Raw genomic sequence first — 20708 nt, forward strand, 5'->3', positions numbered from 1 at the left:
ACGAAACCCGCGCAAGCCAGATGGCCAGGCGGGTTCGGGGGATGGAAAGACGGGTCGGGTTTATGCGGATTCGCGCACCAGCACACCGCGCTCGGCCAGCTGCTGCTCGTAAGCCGTGCGCTGCGCGCCGGTGAGCGCGATCGGCCAGACCAGCGCAGTCTTGGCCACGATGGCGTGGCGGGCGATCAGGATGGCGTCGCTGCGGTCGGCATTGGTAGCATTGATCGCGTTGGCGAGCACCCCGATGGCGTCCTCAGTGCCGTCGGTGGCGGCCGGGTCGATCGCATAGTGCTTGCCATCGCTGGCATTGCGGCCCAGCACCGTGCCCAAGGGCAGATTCTGGCCAGCGGCAATGGTGGCAACGTCACGCGAATAGCGGTTGGGGGCTTCGTACTTCAAGAGGTCGCCGAGGTTGTTTTGTTCGGTGATGGAGGTCATGGTCTATTCCTTTCTCAGGCGGTGGCAGTGAGTTTCTTCACGGCGGCCACAATGGGTGAGGCCTCCGGGCGATCAAGTTTTTGGGTACCGGCATCCACGGTGATGGTCGAGCGGATGTCATCGGCCTCAGACCGTGCCGCACGGGCGTCGATCAAGACGCGCCGGACATCGGCCTCGGTCTTGCCAGCGGCGATGAACTCTGCTGCGCGGTCGGGACAACCGGCCAGCAGGCAAACCTCGGCAATCGCCTGGGCAGCCTGGGTCACCTCGCGGCGGGCTTCAGCCACCAGCACGGCGACTTCGTCGGTGCTGATGGTGTCGACGGTCTCGATCACTTTCTCTTCTTCGTTCATGGTCATTTCCTTCTTTAAGGGTGCCGCCTCAGCACGGATGACGCCCCGCACCTGAGACGGCGAATGGTTACGGGCGTTGATGAATCGATGGAATTCGGCAAGGGTGGCGTCCAGCGTCTGGACACCATCAGCGAGCCCTTGGGCCACGGCATTGGTGCCGAAGTACAACCCAGCCTCGGTCGCTCGCACAGCGCCCAGATCCAGGCCACGCATGTCGGCCACGTGATCAGTGAAGATGGCGTAAAGCCGATCCACTTCGCCTTGCAGCTCTGTCTTTGCGGTGTCCGACAAGGGCTCGTGTGGCGAGTAGTCGTTCTTGTGGGCGCCCGCCGTGATGGCCGTGAACCGGTAGCCGTCCTTGGCATCCTTGACCGATTGGTCGACATGCAAGGCGATGACGCCAATCGAGCCGACGCCACCCGTTTCCGTCACGAACAGTCGCTGGGCGCTGGCCGCAATCGCATAGGCCGCTGAATAAGCGGCGTCGTTGGCCACCGCCCAGACGGGTTTGACCGCAGCCACCTCGCGCACGCGACGAGCCAACTCGAAACTGCCTGAGGCTTCACCACCGGGTGAGTCGATGTCGAGCAAGATGCCGCTGACCTGGGGATCGGCCAAGGCGGAGTCCAGCATCACGGCGATCTCGCCGTAGGACGTCAGGCCTGAGGCGGCTTCCATGCCCAGCGAGCGCTTGACCAGCGAGCCGTGGATCGGGACCACTGCAATACCCTCGGGGGCTGCGGTTGCGGGAGGCCGTTGGTACATGGCCATGTCCATGGCTGGCATCGCGGGAGCATCGGCCATACCGATGCGCTGGCCGACCACCGACAGGATCACATCCAGCTTGGGTCGGTGAATCAGCAGGGGCGTCCCGAACAAGCGGGAGGCAAGGTAAGTCATGCTTGGGGGTCCTGGTTGTTGAGTGGCGCTGTCTCTGGGTCACTGGACTCGGGATCCGAGGGCTGCGTGTCTGGGGTTTCGGTGAGTGGCGCAGCGGCTACCTGGTCATGCCGGGCATCGGAGTCAAAGACCAAGCCCAGCGCATCGGCCCGAGCGTTGTCCGCCGCGATTTCGCGGTCTACGTCTTCGGCGTCGTAACCGTTGCCGGAGATGGCTTCCGACCGGCTCATGAGGCCCGCCCGGATCGCCAACTTCATGGCGTTGAATTCCTTCTGCGGATCCACCCAGCTCCAGCCCTGTGGAATCCACTTGGCGGCTTGATAGGTGCGGCGGTCTTTGCGGTAGCCGGGCAAGTCAATGGCGCCTTCGAGTACCGCCTGATCCATCCAGGCGCGCCAGATCGGTCGGCACAGCTGGTGCACGATCACGCCGTGCTGCAGGGCTTCGCAGCGGCGGCGGAACTCCAGCAGGCCCGCCCTGATAGAGGAATAGTTCACCTGCGTCAGGTCCCCGGTGAGCATCTCGTAGGTGATGCCCATGGCAGCGGCCACCGCCCGGAACTGCTGGCGCATGAATTCGGCGTAGGAACTGCCGACATCAGCAGGGGCCGAGAACTTGATGTCTTCGCCGGGTTCCAGGATCTGAAGCGTGCCCGGCTCCATGCCCGCGAGTGCCACACCGTTGGCATCTGCCGCAGACTCGCCCATCAGGTTGTCTTCTGGAGCCATGCGAGTGATGAAGCCAGCGAACATGGCTGCGGTTTTTTTGCGCACCAGCTCCGCGTCGTCGTACTGATCCAGCTCGTTGAGTTTGACGAGCGCCCGGGTGAGCCACGGCTCGCCCCGAATCTGGCCGGGGCGCAGCGGACGGAACAGGTGAATGAGTTCACTGGCGTCCACACGCACGGTGTCCATGCCACCGCCGCCGGCACTGCTGGACATGGGTGCCAGCAAGCCGTCATTGGGATGCGAGCGGTACAGGTGGTAAGCCACCCGGCGACCCACTTTGTCGAATTCGATGCCAGCGCGAATGACATTGCCACCAGGCAGATCCCGGTTCATGGTGGTTGGCAGATGCTCTGCTTCCAGCACCTGAATCTGCAGCGCCACCGGCAGGCCATCTTCAGTGCGGCGGTAGCGCAGTCGTACAAGTGCTTCGCCGCCTTCGAGCATGGCGCGGGTGGCCAGGGCCTGCAAACCGTAGAAGTCGGTCAACCCTGCGGCATCGGCCTGCTCGCACCAGTCCCACCACAGGCTGTGGATCGCCTCGCGCGTGGCCTGGTCTTGCACCATGCTCTGCGGCTTGATGCCGGTACCGATGGCGTTGGCCACAAAGGCTTCGATGCCAGCGGCAGCCCAGGCGTTGCGACGCACCAGATCACGGCTTTTGGCACGCAGTTCATCTTGGGCCAGCGAGAGGGCAGCTACCGCACCGGGATTGCTGGGCATCCAAGCCAGGGCGCGGCGACCACCGCCGGTGCCGTCGTAGACCGCTTGTCCCCCGCCAAATCCGCCGAACATGCGGCGACGCAGACTTTTGAGCCAGGCCATCAGAGCGCCTTGCTCGTGGTCACGCGGATCTGGCGCGATTTGGGTGCGCCGGATTCACGAGCGATAGTGGCTTCGACTTCGGCGATCGCAGCTTTCAAATCGGCCACGCTGCGGTACTCGATGCTTTTGCCCTCGTAGGTCACGCGGTGTTCGCCGCTGGCCAGGGCTTCGCGTAAGGCGTGCAAGTGTTCTGGTGTGTAGGTCATGCTTATTTGTTCACTCAAGTCATCCATCGGCTGCGCACCACGCGCCGAGCGGGCGCTGGCGTGCTGCCAGAAGTGCTGAGGCCACCGTCGAACTTCTGCTCTTGGGTGGCCTCGGGGGTGTCAGTGGGAATGGCGATGGCCGGAGGGCCAACGCCGAGTTGTTTTTGCAATTCGAGCCAGTGCCGGTCTTCAAACCGGTCCAGCCCAGCGGCGGCAGCGGCCGCCCGGGCGTAGACGTAGCAGTCCAAGGCCTCATTGCGCTCGCGCATCTTTTGCCACTCGCGGTGGGCAAATCCGTTGCGGTCGCGCCGGGTGATCAGTTGCTCGGCACACAGCTGCTGCAGGTACTCGGCATCGACCTTGGGCAGGTGTACGAATCCGGCCGGGTAGATCGGCGTGATGCCGTCTTCGGCCACCTCGGCGCTCTTGCGCAGGTTGTTGTAGAACTCCAGCTTGGCAATGCCGCCGGCCACCGGGAACACCTTGATGCCCCGGCGCAGCTTCTTGCCGCTGGCGGTGGCGTCCACCGCTGTGGGTGTGCCGATCAGCGCTGCACCTCCAGCGATGCCCTTGATCGGCATGAGCCGCGCATCGCGCACGCTGCGCACGAAGGCATAGGCTTCCTGGGTGGCGTAGCCGGTATCCAAGGCCAGGCGCGCCAGGCTCAGCTGGCAACCACTGCTGTGGGTCCAGGTTTCAGCCATGAGCTTGGCCAAGCCCGACCAGACTTCCGCTCGGGCGGTATCGCCCATCAAGATCCGGTGCTCCACCAGCCACGCCGCCTTACCACGCCCGAAGGCCCAGACCGAGACTTCGATGCGGTCCTTCTGCACGTCGGCACCGGCAGTCAGCAGCAGGCCGCCCGCTGGGACGGTGCCGATGCGGTAGTCCTCCCGACGTTCCAGCAATCGTTGCCAGTCCGGCGCCTCGCCCTCTTCGACCCAGGTCTCACCTAGTTCGGTGTTTTTGAAGGTCTTGATGGCCGAGGCCGAGCGGGAATCGGACATGGCCGCCGACTCCCAGGCCCGTGCGATCTCGATCCAGCTGCGCCAGCCCACGGGGCTGTAGAGACTGGACAGGTGAAACCCGGCCGTCCGGCCAGCTTGTTCTGGTGCGCAAGCCTGCCACTGGCCGTTGTCCAGCATCCAGGTCTTGTGGTGCTCGGCAATCGGCTGGCTGCAGGATTCGCAGATGTAGGCCGCCGTTTCTGGCTGGCCCCGTTCCCAGCGCAGCTGCTCAAACCGCAGCCACTGGCGGTGGTCGCAATGCGGGCACGGCACGAAGAAGCGGCGCTGGTCCGACGATTCGAACTCCCGCTCCACTGCACTGGCCCCGGCAATGGTGGGGGTCGAGACGATCAGGATCTTGCGCCGGGCAAAGGTGCGGGTGCGGGCTTCGGCCAGCGAGATCGCATCGCCTTCGCCTTCCACATCCAGCGGGTAGCCATCGACCTCATCGAGGAACAGGTAGCGCACCGGCATGGAGCGCAGGCCCACCGCACTGTTGGCACCGGTCATCACCAGCACGCCGCCATGGAATTCCTTGGCCAGGATGGTGTTGCCCGAGTCGCGGCTGCGCGCCGGAGCAATCCGCTCCTGGATGGCGGGGCTTTCCTCGATCAGCGCATCGATGCGCTGCTTGGAGGCCCGCTTGGCCATCTCCACTGTCGGCCACACCGCCATCATCGGGCCCGGGGCGTGATGGATCACGTACCCGACCCAGTTCAGGCCCAGTTCGGTACCGCCGACCTGGGCACCCTTCATGAACACCACCCGCTCGATCGGCGACATGGGCGACAAGGCATCCATGATCTCGCGCAGATAGGGCGTGCGGCTGGTACGCCAGCGGCCTGGTTCGGAGGCGGCCTTGCTGGAGAGCACCCGGTGCTTGTCGGCCCATTCGGACACCGTGAGCAGTGGATCGGGCGTGAGGCCTTCGCGCCAGGCACGCTCGATGGCGTCCCAGCCTTCGTAGTAGAGCTCGTCCATGGTCAATCTACCTTGGCCTGTAAGTCGCCCAGGTCTTGCAGTTGCTGGCGCACAGCAGCATCCAGCGCCACATGCAAGACATGCGCATCGACGCCCAGCCCTGCGGCCATCTGCGACGAGATGCGTGCCGGCCAGTTGAGCCAGGCATCGCGCTCGGCCCGGGCCAGCTTGAACACATGGGCCACGGCCTGTGAGCGATCGACCAGTTCGCCCTTCAATCGGGCCAAGCGCACCTTGTTGGTCTGCGCCTTGACCACCTCGTTGACGGTGCGGGCCTGCAGCAGTGAAGTACCGCCACTCGACAGGGCTGGTGTTGGGACTTCTGGCGCTTCCCGTTGCAGGCGCGTAGGCGTTGCTGCGGAAGCCTGCGGAATCTCGCGGGCAGGTGCGGAAACCTGCGGGGCCAGTTTGTCGCTGGCGGCATCTGCCATCGACCGCCGGGTCGGTGTGGTGTTGGCTGCCCACTGAGCATCGGCCACCACCGGATCGATGGTGCCGTCCGGCAGCTGGCTGATGCGCCCGGTGTCGATGGCCTTCTTGACGGCCACGTGCGACACGCCTCGGTGGCGCGCGTAGGCGCGAATGGACAGTCCCATGGTGTTGATCTACTCAGTGCAAGTGGGTGGCCTCCTCGAGGTATGGGTCAGGCAAAGGCGAGTGAATCACCCGGGATAAGAAAGCGCTTGGCTTCTGTGGCGCACAGCGCGTGAATGCAGATGTCGATTGACAAGCAACCCACCAAGGAGCCCCTCATGGCCAAACCCAAGCAACCCACCGCACTCTCCCCCGACGAGATCGAGCTCTTGCTCGAATCGATCGCCCTGGACCACCTGTTCATCGAAACCCTGCAAACCCGCCACCGCGACAGCCTTGACTTCCACGACGTGAGCGTCTGGGGTGTCAAGAGCGCCTTGCAGGCAGCGTTTGATGCTGGGCTGCGTGCCGCCGGTGGCGCGCCGAAACAAACCGTGCACCGCGTGCGCAAAGTCCATCCTGGTAACGGCAGCGCCGCAGCCCTGCAAGCGTGAGGGCAACATGACCATCTCACTTAACCCCAACCAGCAGGCCATCCTGGAGCACGCCGTGCAAGACAGCGGCGGCAAGATCGCCTGGTTCCCCGAGCACATCAAGGGCGGCGCCCGTGCCAAGGTGCTCGAAGGCTTGTTCAAACGCGCCCTGATCACGCCCGACGGCGACGACTGGGTGGTGGCTGCCGAGGGCTACGACGCCCTGGGACTGCCCCGACCAGGCGCCTTGCCGCCGACCATCACGCTGGACGATCCGGAGCTGGAGGCAGATGTCGCCAGTGCCGAGGCCAGTTGGCAACAGCCCGTCAAGGACAAGCCGGTTCGTACCCGCGCCGACAGCAAGCAGGCTCTGGTGATTGGCCTGCTGCAGCGCCCCGAGGGCGCCACGATCGCGCAGATCATGGAGGCCACGGGGTGGCAGCAGCACACCGTACGCGGCACCCTGGCCGGCACGCTCAAGAAGCGCCTGGGGCTGACCATCACATCAGCCAAGGAGGCCGGCGGTCAGCGGGTGTACCACATCGAGTCCACGGTCACTGTCAATGCCACCACCACTGAATCGGAGGCCGCATGAACGCCCGCCCCAACTTGGCGCGCCTCGATGAACTGGGGCAGCGCCTGGCCGACCAGGCGTTTCGCACCCTGATCAGCCTTTGCCCCGAAATCCGCAGCGCCAGCCCGGCGCGCCAGGAGGCGGTGTGTGCCGCAATGCGGGCCAAGGTGGCGCCAAGCATCGACCGCCTGCTCGAAGACGCACGGCTCGCGCCCTGTTTGGCCGAGGCGGCGTTTCACAACGCCGTGCTGACCCTGGCACTGGCCGGCGTCGAAGCCTTGCAGGGCAAGGTCGTGAGCTCCAAGTACCGCTCCAACAGCCCAACCTCCAATCAAAACAGAAAGGACCGTCATGCCCAGCATGTCCATCACCATTGACCGCACCCCTCTGACCCTCCAGTGGGAGGGCCAGGACATTCAGGTCGAGCAGCTCGGCATCCGGCTGCCCTTTGCGCGCAAGCCTGAGAACCTCAAGGACATGAGCGCCAGCGGCGACTACATCGTCTACGTCACCGAGACCCGGACCATGACGCCCGAGGAGTTCGATGGCTTTGCCGCCAACCTGCTGGTCTCGCGTGACTGGCTGGCCGGCAAGGGTGGGTATGTCGGCCAGGGACGTCTGTGCGTCGAAGTCCACGCCCCCGGTCGCCCCTACCTGTACGTCGATCCGTCTGGCGGGGACTACGCCCGTTATGTTGCGGCCATATTTATGTGCACAGATCACCACGCCACTTGACTCTCAGAGGAGGCAAAGGCAATCGTGCGCACATAATTTCCGACATTGCGTCACAAGGTGCTCAGAAAGGTCATCACAGACTTGTTTGACCCTCTCTTGCTTGAGGGTTTGGGCAGCGACTCAATATTCACACTGGCCAGGGCTTTGGCCTTCATTTCAAGATCTACCTCGGCATAGATGTGAGTGGTATCAATTGAGACATGCCCCAACCAGGCACGGATGGTATTGATGTCTACGCCTGCTCGAAGTAGATGAACGGCTGTTGTGTGTCGGATGGTGTGTGGACTTACACGTGTGCATTTCAGTGGCTTTTGATTTCCAAGGGCCAGCGCAGCATAAGTTGTGACCAGTCGATGGATCCCAAACCGTGTCATTGGATCGCCTGTTCGACCAAGGAATACACGATCCTTGCCATCTCGGTCAGAAATCAACGGCTTAAGTGCTGCCACCGTCAAGGGCCAAAGGGGGCACAACCTCAACTTGTTGCCTTTGCCAAGAATGCGGACACAAGGTGATGTACCCACTTGTACGCAATCGATGGTGAGACCTGCGGCCTCATCAGCACGAGCCCCACTGTTGTACAGGAACAGTAGCAAGGCATAGTCCCGTGCACCCTGGCCTGTAGATCTGAGCGGTTGATTCAACAACGCATCCATCTCAGGTTTGTCCAGATAGCCGATCATTGGCTTGGCCGATTTTTTGAACGGAATTGACCTTACCTCTGCACACCACGAAACATGTTCTGGCGAGCGCATCCCGATAAATTTTGCAAGGGAATGAATGGCGCCCAAGCGCTGATTTCTTGTCGCGACACTGCAATTTCTGACCGATTCGATTGTTTCCAGGAAGGATCTAATGACACCAGGCGAGATATCAAAGACGTTCAGACGGTCAACTGATTTGCGCATCTTGGTGCCTGCAAATGGCAATAGCAATGACAAGGTGTCGCGATAGCTGATTTGGGTGTTGTGCGACAGATTCCTTTCAGCCACCAAATGCTCAAGCAGAAATCGACGAACCCACGGGCCGAGGAGGTTGAGATCACGCATGATCGACCTCCATTTCGGCGTACACAGCAAACCTGAGACTTGCCTCCTCCAGGAGTTCTGGAGTCATCGTCAAATAACGCTGTGTGGATTTAATTTTGATGTGGCCGAGATACGTCGCCAAATGGGGAAGGAGACGTTGTACATCCTCGTTAGATCGATACCAGTGAATGACTCTGTGCACTGCAGCAGTGTGACGGAGGTCATGTAATCGCGGTGGTTTTTTTTCACCCGGTGGGGCACCTATTCTTGCAGCGTTTCTAACCTGAACAAACCAATCGTTGACCTGCCTGTACCCAAGAGCAGAACCAGATCGGATGGCAAATACAGCTGAATCCACTCCGTCTGGCATTGGAAGAGAATTTCGTCGGATTATGTGGTGCTTGAGCTCCTCTGAAACCCTTTCACCCAGTGGGACCAGCCGCGTTTTGTAGAACTTGGTATCACGTACTGTGATGATTTTTTCAGCAAGATTGATGTCCGAAATCTTCAGCGACAAAGCTTCACTGACACGAAGTCCCGTGCCATACAACAAGATCAGAAGCGACTTCAGAGAAGATGCTTGCAATGGACAGCACGGATTGTTGATGACCACTGTGGCATCAAGTAATCGTTGAATCTCTTCAGTCGAGTAAACATGCGGCGTCAGCGATGGCGGCAATGCCGGGATATCGCTCGGCAGTGGTGCCTTGTCAACATATCCACGAGCTATGGCATATCGGTACAGTCCATTCAAGAGTTTGTATTTTAGGTACCAAGAGTTGCTAATTGAGCCAGATCCCATGAGGAATTTGGACACTGATTTAGGTGAGACCCTCTTGAATTCACAGTCGCCCACTGTCTTTGCGAATTGGTAAAGCGTGCGCTCAGCGCTTTCCAATCTGACACCGACCGATCGACGCGACACGAGATAGCAGCTGATGACTTGAGAGACTTTCATGACAAGTCTCCCAGATCAAATGCCGCGACTTCACGTAATGCCCTCACATCTGTCTTGGCATACACCCTGGTTGCAGATGCACTCTGGTGACCAAGGTGATCACCAATTTCATTTAGATTGAACCCCTCTGAGAGCAGCCTGACGGCACATGCGTGACGGAGTGAATGTGGACCTGATCGCTTGATTGATACGCCAAGTTCTTTGATTCTGCGATGTACTGTTGTACTCAATCCCGCTCGAGATATCGGAGATAGTGGGGCTGCAAATCGAATAAAAACTTCTGGGCATTCGACTGCAGGTCGAACGGTACTGATGTACTGATCTAAAGCGTCTGCCACAGAGGCGATCAGTGGATAGATCTGCGGTCTTCGATTCTTGGCGCGCTGAATCAACAGTGTTGAATTTTTTCGATCAATTTGATCGAGACGCAAGGAAGCGACCTCACATGTTCGCAACCCATAAATGGCCATCAGCATCATGATGGCCCGATCTCGAATGTCATTCGACGCGCCGGAATCCGCATTTGTCAGTAGACGCCGGACGTCGGGCCATTCAAGTGCTGAAGGCAACCCTTCATCCCTGTAAATTCGAGGGCGATCAATCAGTGTGGGTAGACGAGCATCACATTTTCCCGTGGATGCAGCATGTCGCAGAAAGACCCGCAGCATGGTGACTATGTATGCGGATGAGGTTCTCCCCCAGTTTTTACCCATTTCCACGAAATAAGCGTCGATGTCATGGATGTTGATCTGTGAGAATTTTTTTCCCCTGCCACCATACCAACAAAGAAATGATGTCAGTCGTTCTGTCCACTGCTCGATTGTCGAAGAGGACAGACCTCGTTCGTCGCGCATCCAAGATACGTAGCTTTCAAGCTCCTCGATGAAAAATTTCGGATTCTCTGGCTCTACCAGCCAGCCAAGAAATCGGAGCCATGGCTGACTGCATTTTTTCACTCCATAAATTGCACCAGGGCTCGGATTGCTTTCCGTGACAAGACCGACAATTTCATCAAATCGCTGTCGATCCATGCCATTTCGATCGCTGATTCGCATGTGGTTGGCAAATCGCAAAAGTGCCTGGCCTTTGACCTGCAAGGTGACACGCGTGCTTCCCGTCGAATGACAGTGCTGTAGATAGCGCTCACGTTCCTGAGCGAATAAACCATCGCGCTGCCTCTGAATGGCATATTGCTTGGCGTATAGGTAGTCAAACATGGCAAGTCTCCAAAAGTTGGTGGACCTGCCAGCTGAACGCTGAAATTATGTTGTGTCAAGACACGGGTTGGAGATGCCCTTTCTAGTGAGAAACCAATCTTGGATCACATAAATATGGCCGCAACATAACGGCAGTTATGTTGACGTCAACATAACGCCCGCTACGCGGCCCGGCTGGGCTAGTGGCTCTGCCGCCACGCTGTCCATCTTCTGCAATCAATGCCTTGGCTTTGCATCGGAACAGCGCGTCAATGGAGTCATTGCCAAACGATTGAAGGAGCCACACCATGACCCTCGACCTCGACACCCTGATGCGCCAGATGACCGAGCAAAAGGCCAAAGACGCCTTGCTCACCGCCCGATCCACCCTGGAGCGCAGTCTGCGGGAGTTGGACCATTACATTGAGCGACTCGACACGGCCGAGACGCCGCAGGACAAATCGCAGGTGATGAACTGGGCGCTCAACGCCCTGGCCTGCAACATCACGCCCAACCTGCGCCTGGACCTCATCGCCAACGCGCAGGCGGAACTGGCCAGCGTCGCAAAATGATCACGCTCTCAAAAAAATGATCTTATAAGCCTTGGCTTCCATGCCCTACAGCGCGTCAATGGAGTCATCGCCAACACAGAAACAGACACAGACATGGAGCCGACGATGACTAGCACCCTGATCCCTGCCACCCAAAACGAAGCCTGGGGCTTTTGGGGCACGATGAATGATCAAGCCCAAACCGCCTGGCCAATCGCGATGACCGCGATTTCTGACGCCACCAACCAGCCTCTCGAATCGGTCCGCACCTTCCTGGACAGCCGCCATGGTCGCCACTTTGCCGACGATGTGCTCAACGGCCTGCACGCCGGATTGAACCTGCAGGATGCGATCCACGCCGCCACCCAACGCTGGATGGGCTGGACCATCGGCCGCCTGACCAGCAAGCAGCACGGGATTCCTAAGGGACTGCCTTACCTGACGGGCTTTGTGATTCACTGCGAGATCGTCGAAGAGGCACTGGCCGACTGACGCACCCGCAGCGCCTCAAAGCCCCGGCGCAGCGCGTAGCTGCGCACGATCGACACAGCTGTGAAGATCAAGCCGATCAGCAGGTTTTCGGTGACGGTCACGGCCAGGCCGAACAGCGGGAACACCGCCATCTGCGTGATCACCGCAACCCCGTAACCTACCAGCACATTGGCCAGCGATTCCATCAGGGACATCAGGCGCGACTGCTTCATGCGTTGGCCTCCTCTGTGTTTGCTGTGATCTCTGCGCCAGCCACTGCCGCCAGATCATTGAACTTGGCCGCATCCGATTCCCGGTAGGCTTCTTGCCCGCTCCAGTCCTGCCAACGACGCACGATCACATCCACGTATTTGGGATCGAGTTCGATCAGCCAACCGATGCGGCCGGTTTTTTCAGCGGCGATGAGGGTGGTGCCGGAGCCACCGAACGGGTCCAGCACGATGTCGCCCGGACGGCTGGAATTCCGAATCGCCCGCTCGACCAGTTCCACTGGCTTCATGGTCGGGTGCAGGTCGTTCTTCTGGGGCTTCTTGATGTTCCACACGTCGCCCTGGTCGCGGTCACCGCACCAGTGGCGGTTCTCTCCTTCGGGCCAGCCGTAAAGGATAGGCTCGTACTGGCGCTGGTAGTCCGCGCGGCCGAGCGTGAAGGTGTTCTTGGCCCAGATGATGAAGGTGGACCATTTGCCACCGGCAGCACGGAATGCAGACTGCAGCGTGTCGAGTTCGCTGGACGACATGGCCACATAGACGGCTCCGCTACAGCGCTCCAGGATCGGCGTCATGGCTGCCAGCAGGAAATCGTAGAAACCATCGCCCAGGTTGTCATTCAGGATCGGACGGTCCTTGCCGCGCATCTTGTCCTTGGCGCTGTTGGCATAGTCCACGTTGTACGGTGGATCGGTGAAGACCATGGCGGCCTTGCCATCGGCCATCAGCAGCTCGTAGCTCTTGGGATCGGTGGCATCGCCGCACACCAGCCGGTGATTACCCAGCTCCCAAACATCACCCGGACGGGAGATCGGAGTGGCCGACACTTCGGGCACTGCATCGTCGTCGGTCTGGCCATCGACCGTGGTCTCTTCGCCGGCCATGATCTCGGCCAAGGCATCGGCATCGAAGCCAGTAATGTTCAGGTTGAAGCCATCTTCCTGCAAGGACTGCAGCTCGATGCGCAGCATGGCGTCGTCCCAGCCAGCGTTTTCTGCGATGCGGTTGTCTGCAATGATCAGCGCGCGGCGCTGAGTGGGCGACAGGTGATCGAGCACGACCACGGGCACAGTTTCCAGGCCCAGCTTTTGCGCGGCAGCCAGCCGTCCGTGACCGGCGACGATCACCCCGTCAGAGCCAGCCAGGATCGGATTGGTGAATCCGAACTCGACGATGGACGCAGCGATCTGCGCCACCTGCTCTTCGGAGTGGGTACGGGCGTTACGGGCGTAGGGTACCAGTTTGTCGGTGGGCCAACGCTCAATGTGGGTGGAGAGCCAGGGTTCAGACATGAGTGGATTCGCTTTGTCGTTGTTGGGCGATGGCCTCAAAGGTCTCGCCTGTGGCGGCCAATGTCACCGGCACGCCGGGGAAGTTCTGTTGGAAACGGATCAGCGCCACATCGATGTACTCGGGCGCAATCTCCACCGCACGGCCAATCCGACCGGTACGCTGGGCCGCCATCAGCGTGGTGCCGCTGCCGCCAAAGGGCTCAAACACGATCTCGCCTTCATCGGTGTAAGCCTCGATGACCTCGACCGGCAACGTCACCGGGAAGACGGCTGGGTGATCGATGTCCTTGCCGATCTTTCCCTTGTGGCGCATGACCCGGATGACCGAGTCGGGGATGCGGTGGTCTTGCGTGGGCTGGCCCGCAGCGGTCCAGCCGTTGACCTGGCCATCCTTGCCGCGCATGGCAGTGGAGGATCCGTCGGCGCGCAGATGGGTCTCCTGGCCAGCAAACTTGCAAGGCACCGTCTTGTTGGGTTTGCGCGTCTGGCGGTTGAAGTGGAAGATGAATTCGAAGCTGGGCGCCAGACGTCCTTGCCAATCCCCCGGCATCCCCGGCCCCTGGTCCCAGACGTACCAGGCAAAGCGCCGCCAGCCTTGGCTGCGCATCCAATCGAGCCAGATGTCCCAATAAGGGATGAACTCGTTGTCGCGATGGATCAGACCCAGATTGACCAGCACCTGACCGTCGGCGGCCATGGGCACTTGCGCAAACACGCCGCGCATCAGGCGATCCCAGTCGGCGATGCCGCCGGAGGTGTAGTCGCGCTGGTTGCCGTAGGGCGGCGAGGTGAAGCATAGGCTGGCCTGCTCGCCCTGCATCAGGGTGGCGACCACGGATGGATCGCTGGAATCGCCGCAGATCAGGCGGTGCGGGCCCAGTTGCCAGACGTCCCCTGGGCGGGAGATCGGCTGCTTGGGAGGCGCTGGGACATCATCATCCTCATCGCTGGCCGGTTCTTCATCGGTATCCGAACCCTCCGTCTCTGCAATGTCAGCCAGCATCTGGGCCAGTTCGTCATCGTCGAATCCGGTGAGCAGCAGGTCGTAGCCCGCCTCGGACAACTCGGCCAGTTCGAGCGCCAGCAGTTCGTCATCCCAACCAGCGTCGAGCGCCAGGCGGTTGTCGGCAATCACGTAGGCGCGCTTTTGCGCAGGGGTCAGGTGCCCCAGTTCAATGACAGGGACGTTCGGCAGTTCCAGTTTGCGCGCAGCCGCCAGACGACCATGACCCGCAATGATGCCGTTGTCGCCATCGACCAGGATGGGTTGCGTCCAGCCAAACTCCACGATGCTGGCCGCGATCTTGGCAATCTGGGCCGGCGAATGCGTACGCGGATTGCGCGCGTACGGCAACAGCGCATCGATCGGGCGGTATTCGATCTGCAGGTTTGGCGTCATGGAATTGAAAAACCCGCCGAGCGTTGCCGCCGGGCGGGTGAGAAATATTCAGAGGGTGGTAACTGTCAGGGGCGGTGGTAACCACAGGCCGGTAACCTGGCCGGGTGGTAACCTCATTTCAGGGGCAGACGCTATCGAAATCTCGCGCTGTTGCCCCCCGCATACCGCTTTGACCAGGAAGGACCCGTCAGATGTGTCAGATCCGTCAGAGCACGTTGGGTTTTGATGGTCAAAAGCGTTTTGCGCTTCTTTCCTGACCGTACACAAACTGTAGACCAAAACCGGGCAAAACGCGACAGGGGTGATTTTGTCGAATCCTGCCATTCACCCCCATCTCTACGCAGCCATTGTCAACTTCATCTAACTTCATCTAACTTCATCTGATTTCATCTAATGCCCCTTGTTCAAGTGTAGGGTGACCAGATGGATGGCTGCGTCATAGCGCCGCTGCGCAGTTCTTGCCGCGCAGGCAAAGCGCCGACCGATCTGCTCCCATCGATAACGGTTCGAGCGCATCCAGACCAGGTGTCGCTGCTCCACCTCCAGCCACTGCACCCAACGCATGGTCTCGAGCATCTTTTCCACCGCTTGTGGGCTGGGCGGTATCGGCCGATACAGCCGCTCGGGGTCGGGGTAACGCTCGGGCACCTGCATAGCAAGCGTCATCCACGGGTTGAAGTAGCCACCAGGCCTGACCCGGGGCAACTTGTGCGCGGTCTCGGCAGCCTCGGCAAACCGGGCGGCCACCTCGTCCACAGTCCATTCGGTTCGGGTATCAGCCATGACGCTTACCTCCATCCCCGTAAAGACGTTCGCCCAGCCTGCGCACGAACTGTTTCTCCACCCAGTCAAGCCGTTCGTCCTGTTCGGACACCACCAGGATGTGGTCGTTGCGCCAGCCATCGCGCTTGACGGCGTCCAGGTCCGGCGTGGTGGGCTGCAGGTTGCCCAGGGGGCAGCGGTAGCGGTATTGCGGCACTTTCATGTCACACCCCCTCCGTGGTCATTTCACGGGCCAGGTACAACAAGGCGATGGCATCCGCTTCGTTGTCGTCGGTCGGAGCATGGCCACGGGCACGGACGGATGCCACCATCTCACCCTTACTGGCGTTGCCTTTGCCAGTGGCGTGCTTCTTGATCGTGCCAACCGGGATGCCCTGGTACGGGATCTGGTGGTGCTCGCACCAGGCGGTGAGCTGGCCCATGAATCCGCCGTAGGCATGCGCGGCATCCACACCGACGTGGCGGCGGACTTCTTCGAAGACCACCTGGTCAATGCCGTCATTGCACTGCTTGATGTCGGTGAGCCAACGCTTGAACCGAAGGAAGCGCATGCCGCCGCCCTCGAAGCGCTGGGGTTTGAAGGATTGGCTGCCACTGCTGATGCTACCGTCGCGGCAGGCCAGTGCCCAGCCCGTGGTGGTGCCCAGATCGAGGGCGAGGATGGTCGTTGTGTTCATGTTGTCAGTCCTTGTTTTGTTTGGGTCTGACGCAGTCGACGCAGAATCTCGAAACCCCTATATCCCGCGCGTCACGCACGCGTGTGGAGAGTTACGACAAACTGTGTCGACTGCGTCAGACGGGTTGTTTTCATGTCCGTCAGTTGTCGGCGTAAGGGGTGTATGCGGGCGTGATGGGGCTCTTGAGGCCGATACCCTGAAAGCCTCGAACGCCAACGCCGTTGCGCCATTTCTCCAGCCCTCGTGTGATCAATAGGTCCGAGAATCGACGCTGAGATCCGACGTATTCGCCAGCCGCATCCGCCCACTGCTTCCAATCCGTGAAGAGCTCAGCGGTCAGCGACTTCGCGGTGCCCACACGCATGCAGCGCTCGTCGAGCCATCGTCCCAGGGCGTCTTCGGCCTCGAAGTACTCGTCCGTGGCGTCCACAACCTGCTGCGGCGGATCGAGTCGGCCCAGCCGTTGCCATGCCAGACATCCCTCCAGAGCCCAAGCCAGGATGCCGTCGCGTTCTGCGAGCAGCTTTTGCTGCAGGTGCTTGTCACGTTTTTCGGGTGGCACGGTGATCGTGAACGGGATCAGGTGCAGCCGCCGCTTCATGGCCTCGTCGATATTGCGAATGGCCGGTTTGTGGTTGCCAGCCACAAACAACTTGAACTGCGGGAAGAACTCGAAGAAGTCCTGGCGCATGAAACGCGCGGCGATCTTGTCGCCCCCGGTCAGGCTCTTGACCTTGGACTCTGCCCAGCGCCGGCCTTGCTCGGTCTCAATGGCCGCCACGAAGCGCGCGCCGCGCAGACCCGCCATGTCGGTCGGATGCCGGTCTGTGCGCGTCTCCATGAAGGTGTCCATGGGCGCGTTGGTGGCGTAGTCCCCCAGGATGTCGGCCAGGGTGTTCACGAAGACCGACTTGCCATTGGCACCAGTGCCGTAGAGGAAGAAGAGCGCGTGCTCACGTGTGGAACCAGTCAGTGCATAGCCCACCATGCGCTGAAGATAGTCCTGTAAGGTCTGGTCGCCACCCGTGACGTCGTTCAGAAACGATCGCCACTGCAGGCACTGGCTGCGCGGCGTGGCCGTGGTGATCTTGGTCATCCGGTCGGCACGCTCGTGTGGTCGCAGGCGACCGCTGCGCAGATCCACCACGCCACCCGGGGTGTTGAGCAGCCAGGGATCAGCGTCCCATTCCTCCGTGGTGGCGGCATGGCGGCGGTCAGCGCGCGCCAAACGCTCCACACCGCCTACCGTGCTGGACGCAGCCAACTTGGATGCAATGCGCGGATTGCGGGTGTTGAGCGAGGCGTGCCGACAGACATGACGGATCAGGTCGGTCGCAGCGAGCGTATCTTCCGAGCGCCAGCGCTGTCCATCCCACACCAGCCACTTTCCCCAGCCGGCCACATAGCGCCAGTCCTTGTGATACCTGCGGGTAAAGGACAGCGCCAGCGCATCCTCCGTCCCCCATACCGCTTCTTCCGGCCCCGCTGCATTGGCGAGGGTGTCCGGGTCGTCGTCGACCAGGTGCATTTGCATGCGCGGGCCATGGGTGATGAAGCCGCCAACGTCAAAGCCTTCAACACGCGCATCGGCAGCGTCCCAGCCTTCTGGTGCGTCTTCTGGCGGGTACAGGATGTGGCAGGTGCGAGCCCCGGCCATGAGGATGGCCTGGGATGCACGGTCGGCATATTCCCAGCCGGGTTTGTCCTTGTCAGGCCAGATCAACACGACCTTGCCCGCCAGCGGCGACCAGTCGGTCTTCTCGATGGGTGCGTTGGCGCCGTGCATGGCGGTGGTGGCGCACAGCCCCAACTCGACCAGGGCTTGCGCCGATTTCTCTCCCTCGACCAGGACGACGGTGTCCACCGCCCGCATACCGGGCTGGTTGTAAAGTGGCCGAGGTTCCGGCGGCGTCATCTTGCGGCGCTTGGCATCCCAGGGGCGAAATTCCTTCTTGCCGCCGGGCGGGTCGTAGCGGTACACGACCGCGATCAGCTTGCCTTCGCCATCGAGGTAGTCCCACTTGGCGGTGGCGGGGCCCAACTCGTCGACAGGAGCTTCCTGCTTGCTGCGACGTGCCTGTGTGGCGGTGCTGCGGCCAACCAGGTCAGCGCAGCGCGACAGCACCGCCGCAAAGTCAGCATGGACATCGATGCCGAAGTGGCCACCGATCAGATCGAAGATGTCGCCACCGGAGTCATCGGCGCGGTCGGTCCACAGACCGGCTTTCTCGCCCGAGAGCACAACCTCCAGGCTGTCGCCCGGGCTGCCGAGGATGTCGCCCATCAGGAACTTGCCGCGCTTAACCTTGCCGGCAGGAAACAAGCTGAGCAGGACCGATTCGAGTCGGCCCAAAAGCGCAGCCCGGACGTCGTCGCGGTCAGATGGTGGGGTGGTTGGCACCGGTTGTTGAACCGGAGCGTCGTCATTGAAATCCAGACCAGGTGGTCCGGGCAAAGGGTGTGAGTGTTCTTCTTCTGTGTTCATCGATTCAGGTTCCAGCAACGCTGCGCCCATGCGCAGAACTTGCATTCAAAGTGGGTGGATTCGGCAAAGCTGCGCGGCAGCAGCTCGCCTGCTTCGGTGGCCTGGATGACCTTGACGGCCCGGTCGGACATGCGCTGCGCCAGCCCCGCATCGAAGGGGACCAGCTCGGCGTAGATTTCCATCGTGTCGGCGTTGACCGCCGTGAAGAGCGCTGGGTGCTCGTGCAGGGTCAGGTAGCTCTGGTAGACCGCAACCTGGGCGGCGTAGACCGGCTTGGCCACGGCCAGCTTGTGTTTCTGCAGCTCACGCCAGGACTTGGACCCCAGGCACTTGTTTTCCCAAAGGGCTGGGTAGGCAAAACCTTCTGGCCCGCCCACGAGCACGCCATCGACGTGACCGCGCAGGCGCCCTTGGGCCACGCTGAAGCCAAACTGCCGGCCATCGGCGTCCTCGGTTTTGAGGATGAAGCCGGCCATGCGCAACCAGCGAATGACCATGGCTTCGGTCTGGTGCCCTCGCTCGAAGATGCGAAGCAGCCGGCCGCCGAAGCCCTTACCAGGGTCGACCGGCGCCTTCGCATACTCGAACTGCAGTTGCCGCTCGCACGACACCCCCAGGCGAGAGCCGCCCAGGTATTGGCGCGGTGGCGTGTCGTCGCGCTCCTGCTCCAACGCCTGGTCGACCAAGGCTTCGATCCGGCCTGAAAGGCTGGCTGATGGGTTGAAGTCCAGCATCAGGGCGTCTCCCAGGGCAAATCGCTTTCCAGATCGGCGAAGGGATCGTCGACCGTGGGCTTCATGCCACGCACCGGCGGGTACTTGGCCTCGGCGTGGTGGGCCACCATGGTCTCGGTGTACCGGGTGACGATCGCATCAATTACCCGCAGGGCCTCCTTTTCCGAGTACGCACCCAGTGGTTTGTCGAAGCCAATGTCACCGGCCACCTCGCCAAAAGCGCGCAGGCACGAGCGCATGGCCGAGCGTTCAATGTCCGTGGCATCAATCATCTCGACCTCCTGCCCGAATTTGTGCGCATCGACCCAGCGCCCGTACATCTGATGAAAGATGTCCTGGCAGCGCCGGCTGCAAAACACCCAGTCCAGTGGATAGCGCTTGGCATCCCCAATCGGGTGGCGGTTGTCGGTGTGTCCCAGCCCGCGCGCCTGGCGCGAGCACACCCAGCATTTGCCTCGCATGCATGTCGCCCCTCTCACTGAGCCCAGGCGGGCTTGCCGGTGGGCACCACCGGGCGCGACGTTTGCGCCTGGGGCGCCTGTTGCGCGTAGGCGGGCGTGGGTTGTACCGGTGCGCCAGAGTGGCCACCACCGCCCCTGTGGCCGCCACCCGGGGCGTGCATGCCGGCAAGGGGGGCGTAGTCCTTGTGGTCGGGCTCGATGGCAATCTTGACCACGTTGCGGTCTTCACCCTTGCCGTCTTTTTCGACATCGACGCGGGCCAGGAACTCGATGCCGTCCAAATCGGCAAAGCTGTTGATGCGCCGGGCAGCCGCAGCCTGGGGCGTGTTGTCCTGGGGCTGCACATTGCGCGCACTGTTGAGCACGGCCCGGATGAAGCTGCGCCCCATCTGTCCCCAGGTCGGACCCTTGGGCGAGTGCAGCCCGACGTTGGACCACATCTTGCGCTTGGCAAACGGGCCATCGGTGACGACGAACTCGCAGGCCAGGTACACCGCACCGGTGTCAAAGGACTGGGTGGCATAGCCGCCAGTCCAGCCTTGGGTGTGATCGTCATGGCCACCGGGCTTGATGGTCATGCGCACGGGCACGGAGATGCCGCGCGGGATCAGGTCGAAGCCACCTTGCTGCGCTTCAGCGTCGTTGAAGTCGCTCCAGCTGGCAGCGGCTGTGGCGTGGTCATAGGTATTCAT

Annotated in this window: 25 protein-coding genes; 6 read left to right on the forward strand and 19 right to left on the reverse strand. The window is 61.3% G+C overall.

Features of this window, described 5'->3' with window-relative positions; translation table 11 throughout:
* Window positions 1-60: 60 nt before the first annotated feature.
* The 6 genes from B9Z50_RS00655 to B9Z50_RS00680 are packed head-to-tail and all read right to left on the reverse strand — an operon-like array spanning window position 61 to window position 6031.
* Entirely contained in the window at window positions 61-438 is a 378-nt protein-coding gene (locus tag B9Z50_RS00655) for a head decoration protein (RefSeq protein WP_108361796.1), read from the reverse strand.
* A gap of 14 nt (window positions 439-452) precedes the next feature.
* The gene (locus B9Z50_RS00660) at window positions 453-1691 is read right to left on the reverse strand and encodes a S49 family peptidase (RefSeq protein WP_108361797.1); all 1239 of its coding nucleotides are present in this window, start codon (window positions 1689-1691) and stop codon (window positions 453-455) included.
* On the reverse strand, window positions 1688-3241 hold the full coding sequence (locus B9Z50_RS00665) for a phage portal protein (protein WP_108361798.1): 1554 nt from the start codon (window positions 3239-3241) through the stop codon (window positions 1688-1690). The genes B9Z50_RS00660 and B9Z50_RS00665 overlap by 4 nt, the downstream gene beginning before the upstream one ends.
* Entirely contained in the window at window positions 3241-3447 is a 207-nt protein-coding gene (locus tag B9Z50_RS00670) for a phage head-tail joining protein (protein WP_108361799.1), read from the reverse strand. Before B9Z50_RS00670 ends, B9Z50_RS00665 begins: the two co-directional genes overlap by 1 nt.
* Before the next feature lie 14 nt (window positions 3448-3461).
* Entirely contained in the window at window positions 3462-5435 is a 1974-nt protein-coding gene (locus tag B9Z50_RS00675; protein WP_108361800.1) for a phage terminase large subunit family protein, read from the reverse strand.
* Window positions 5436-5437: 2 nt separating this feature from the next.
* The gene (locus B9Z50_RS00680) at window positions 5438-6031 is read right to left on the reverse strand and encodes an elements of external origin (RefSeq protein WP_108361801.1); all 594 of its coding nucleotides are present in this window, start codon (window positions 6029-6031) and stop codon (window positions 5438-5440) included.
* Window positions 6032-6187: 156 nt separating this feature from the next.
* On the opposite strand from B9Z50_RS00680, the gene B9Z50_RS00685 reads away from it, so the two are divergent.
* The 4 genes from B9Z50_RS00685 to B9Z50_RS00700 are packed head-to-tail and all read left to right on the forward strand — an operon-like array spanning window position 6188 to window position 7751.
* Window positions 6188-6463, forward strand: a complete 276-nt coding sequence (locus B9Z50_RS00685) for a hypothetical protein (protein ID WP_108362466.1) — start codon at window positions 6188-6190, stop codon at window positions 6461-6463.
* Window positions 6464-6470: 7 nt separating this feature from the next.
* On the forward strand, window positions 6471-7037 hold the full coding sequence (locus B9Z50_RS00690) for a DUF3489 domain-containing protein (protein WP_108361802.1): 567 nt from the start codon (window positions 6471-6473) through the stop codon (window positions 7035-7037).
* The gene (locus tag B9Z50_RS00695; RefSeq protein WP_199221642.1) at window positions 7034-7393 is read left to right on the forward strand and encodes a hypothetical protein; all 360 of its coding nucleotides are present in this window, start codon (window positions 7034-7036) and stop codon (window positions 7391-7393) included. The genes B9Z50_RS00690 and B9Z50_RS00695 overlap by 4 nt, the downstream gene beginning before the upstream one ends.
* Window positions 7368-7751, forward strand: a complete 384-nt coding sequence (locus tag B9Z50_RS00700; RefSeq protein WP_108361803.1) for a hypothetical protein — start codon at window positions 7368-7370, stop codon at window positions 7749-7751. The genes B9Z50_RS00695 and B9Z50_RS00700 overlap by 26 nt, the downstream gene beginning before the upstream one ends.
* A 50-nt stretch (window positions 7752-7801) precedes the next feature.
* Here the strand turns inward: B9Z50_RS00700 and B9Z50_RS00705 are convergent, their stop codons facing one another.
* From B9Z50_RS00705 to B9Z50_RS00715, 3 genes are read right to left on the reverse strand one after another with little or no spacing between them, the layout of a single operon-like run.
* Window positions 7802-8800 carry a tyrosine-type recombinase/integrase gene (locus tag B9Z50_RS00705; protein ID WP_108326081.1) on the reverse strand — a complete coding sequence of 333 codons (999 nt, stop codon included), beginning with the start codon at window positions 8798-8800 and terminating at the stop codon, window positions 7802-7804.
* A complete protein-coding gene (locus B9Z50_RS00710; RefSeq protein WP_108326079.1) occupies window positions 8793-9737 on the reverse strand; it encodes a tyrosine-type recombinase/integrase in 945 nt (314 codons plus the stop codon). Before B9Z50_RS00710 ends, B9Z50_RS00705 begins: the two co-directional genes overlap by 8 nt.
* Window positions 9734-10954, reverse strand: a complete 1221-nt coding sequence (locus tag B9Z50_RS00715; RefSeq protein ID WP_108326076.1) for a tyrosine-type recombinase/integrase — start codon at window positions 10952-10954, stop codon at window positions 9734-9736. The genes B9Z50_RS00710 and B9Z50_RS00715 overlap by 4 nt, the downstream gene beginning before the upstream one ends.
* A gap of 287 nt (window positions 10955-11241) precedes the next feature.
* Between B9Z50_RS00715 and B9Z50_RS00720 the strand changes: the two genes are divergently transcribed.
* Window positions 11242-11505 (forward strand): hypothetical protein, encoded by a 264-nt coding sequence (locus tag B9Z50_RS00720; protein WP_108361804.1) that lies wholly within the window; start codon window positions 11242-11244, stop codon window positions 11503-11505.
* Between the two features lie 105 nt (window positions 11506-11610).
* Window positions 11611-11976, forward strand: a complete 366-nt coding sequence (locus tag B9Z50_RS00725; RefSeq protein WP_108362467.1) for a hypothetical protein — start codon at window positions 11611-11613, stop codon at window positions 11974-11976.
* On the opposite strand, the gene B9Z50_RS00730 is transcribed toward B9Z50_RS00725, so the two are convergent.
* From B9Z50_RS00730 to B9Z50_RS00775, 10 genes are all read right to left on the reverse strand, one after another.
* A complete protein-coding gene (locus B9Z50_RS00730) occupies window positions 11940-12188 on the reverse strand; it encodes a hypothetical protein (RefSeq protein ID WP_108361805.1) in 249 nt (82 codons plus the stop codon). The two genes, B9Z50_RS00725 and B9Z50_RS00730, sit on opposite strands and share 37 nt — an antisense overlap.
* Window positions 12185-13477 (reverse strand): site-specific DNA-methyltransferase, encoded by a 1293-nt coding sequence (locus B9Z50_RS00735; RefSeq protein ID WP_108361806.1) that lies wholly within the window; start codon window positions 13475-13477, stop codon window positions 12185-12187. The genes B9Z50_RS00730 and B9Z50_RS00735 overlap by 4 nt, the downstream gene beginning before the upstream one ends.
* Window positions 13470-14876, reverse strand: a complete 1407-nt coding sequence (locus tag B9Z50_RS00740; protein WP_108361807.1) for a site-specific DNA-methyltransferase — start codon at window positions 14874-14876, stop codon at window positions 13470-13472. The genes B9Z50_RS00735 and B9Z50_RS00740 overlap by 8 nt, the downstream gene beginning before the upstream one ends.
* 390 nt (window positions 14877-15266) lie before the next feature.
* Complete coding sequence (locus B9Z50_RS00745) at window positions 15267-15659, reverse strand: DUF6362 family protein (protein ID WP_108361808.1); 393 nt, start codon at window positions 15657-15659, stop codon at window positions 15267-15269.
* Window positions 15652-15861 (reverse strand): hypothetical protein, encoded by a 210-nt coding sequence (locus tag B9Z50_RS00750; protein WP_108361809.1) that lies wholly within the window; start codon window positions 15859-15861, stop codon window positions 15652-15654. Before B9Z50_RS00750 ends, B9Z50_RS00745 begins: the two co-directional genes overlap by 8 nt.
* 1 nt (window position 15862) lies before the next feature.
* Entirely contained in the window at window positions 15863-16336 is a 474-nt protein-coding gene (locus B9Z50_RS00755) for a crossover junction endodeoxyribonuclease RuvC (RefSeq protein ID WP_108361810.1), read from the reverse strand.
* Between the two features lie 139 nt (window positions 16337-16475).
* Window positions 16476-18821: a phage/plasmid primase, P4 family gene (locus B9Z50_RS00760; protein ID WP_108362468.1), complete on the reverse strand. Its 2346-nt coding sequence runs from the start codon at window positions 18819-18821 to the stop codon at window positions 16476-16478.
* Window positions 18818-19555 (reverse strand): hypothetical protein, encoded by a 738-nt coding sequence (locus B9Z50_RS00765; protein WP_108361811.1) that lies wholly within the window; start codon window positions 19553-19555, stop codon window positions 18818-18820. The genes B9Z50_RS00760 and B9Z50_RS00765 overlap by 4 nt, the downstream gene beginning before the upstream one ends.
* Window positions 19555-20016, reverse strand: a complete 462-nt coding sequence (locus B9Z50_RS00770) for a DUF6511 domain-containing protein (protein ID WP_108361812.1) — start codon at window positions 20014-20016, stop codon at window positions 19555-19557. Before B9Z50_RS00770 ends, B9Z50_RS00765 begins: the two co-directional genes overlap by 1 nt.
* A 14-nt stretch (window positions 20017-20030) precedes the next feature.
* Complete coding sequence (locus B9Z50_RS00775) at window positions 20031-20708, reverse strand: hypothetical protein (protein WP_108361813.1); 678 nt, start codon at window positions 20706-20708, stop codon at window positions 20031-20033.

Origin of the sequence: Limnohabitans sp. Bal53, from assembly GCF_003063355.1 — a bacterium.
In the GTDB taxonomy this organism is placed as follows: Bacteria; Pseudomonadota; Gammaproteobacteria; order Burkholderiales; family Burkholderiaceae_C; genus Limnohabitans_A.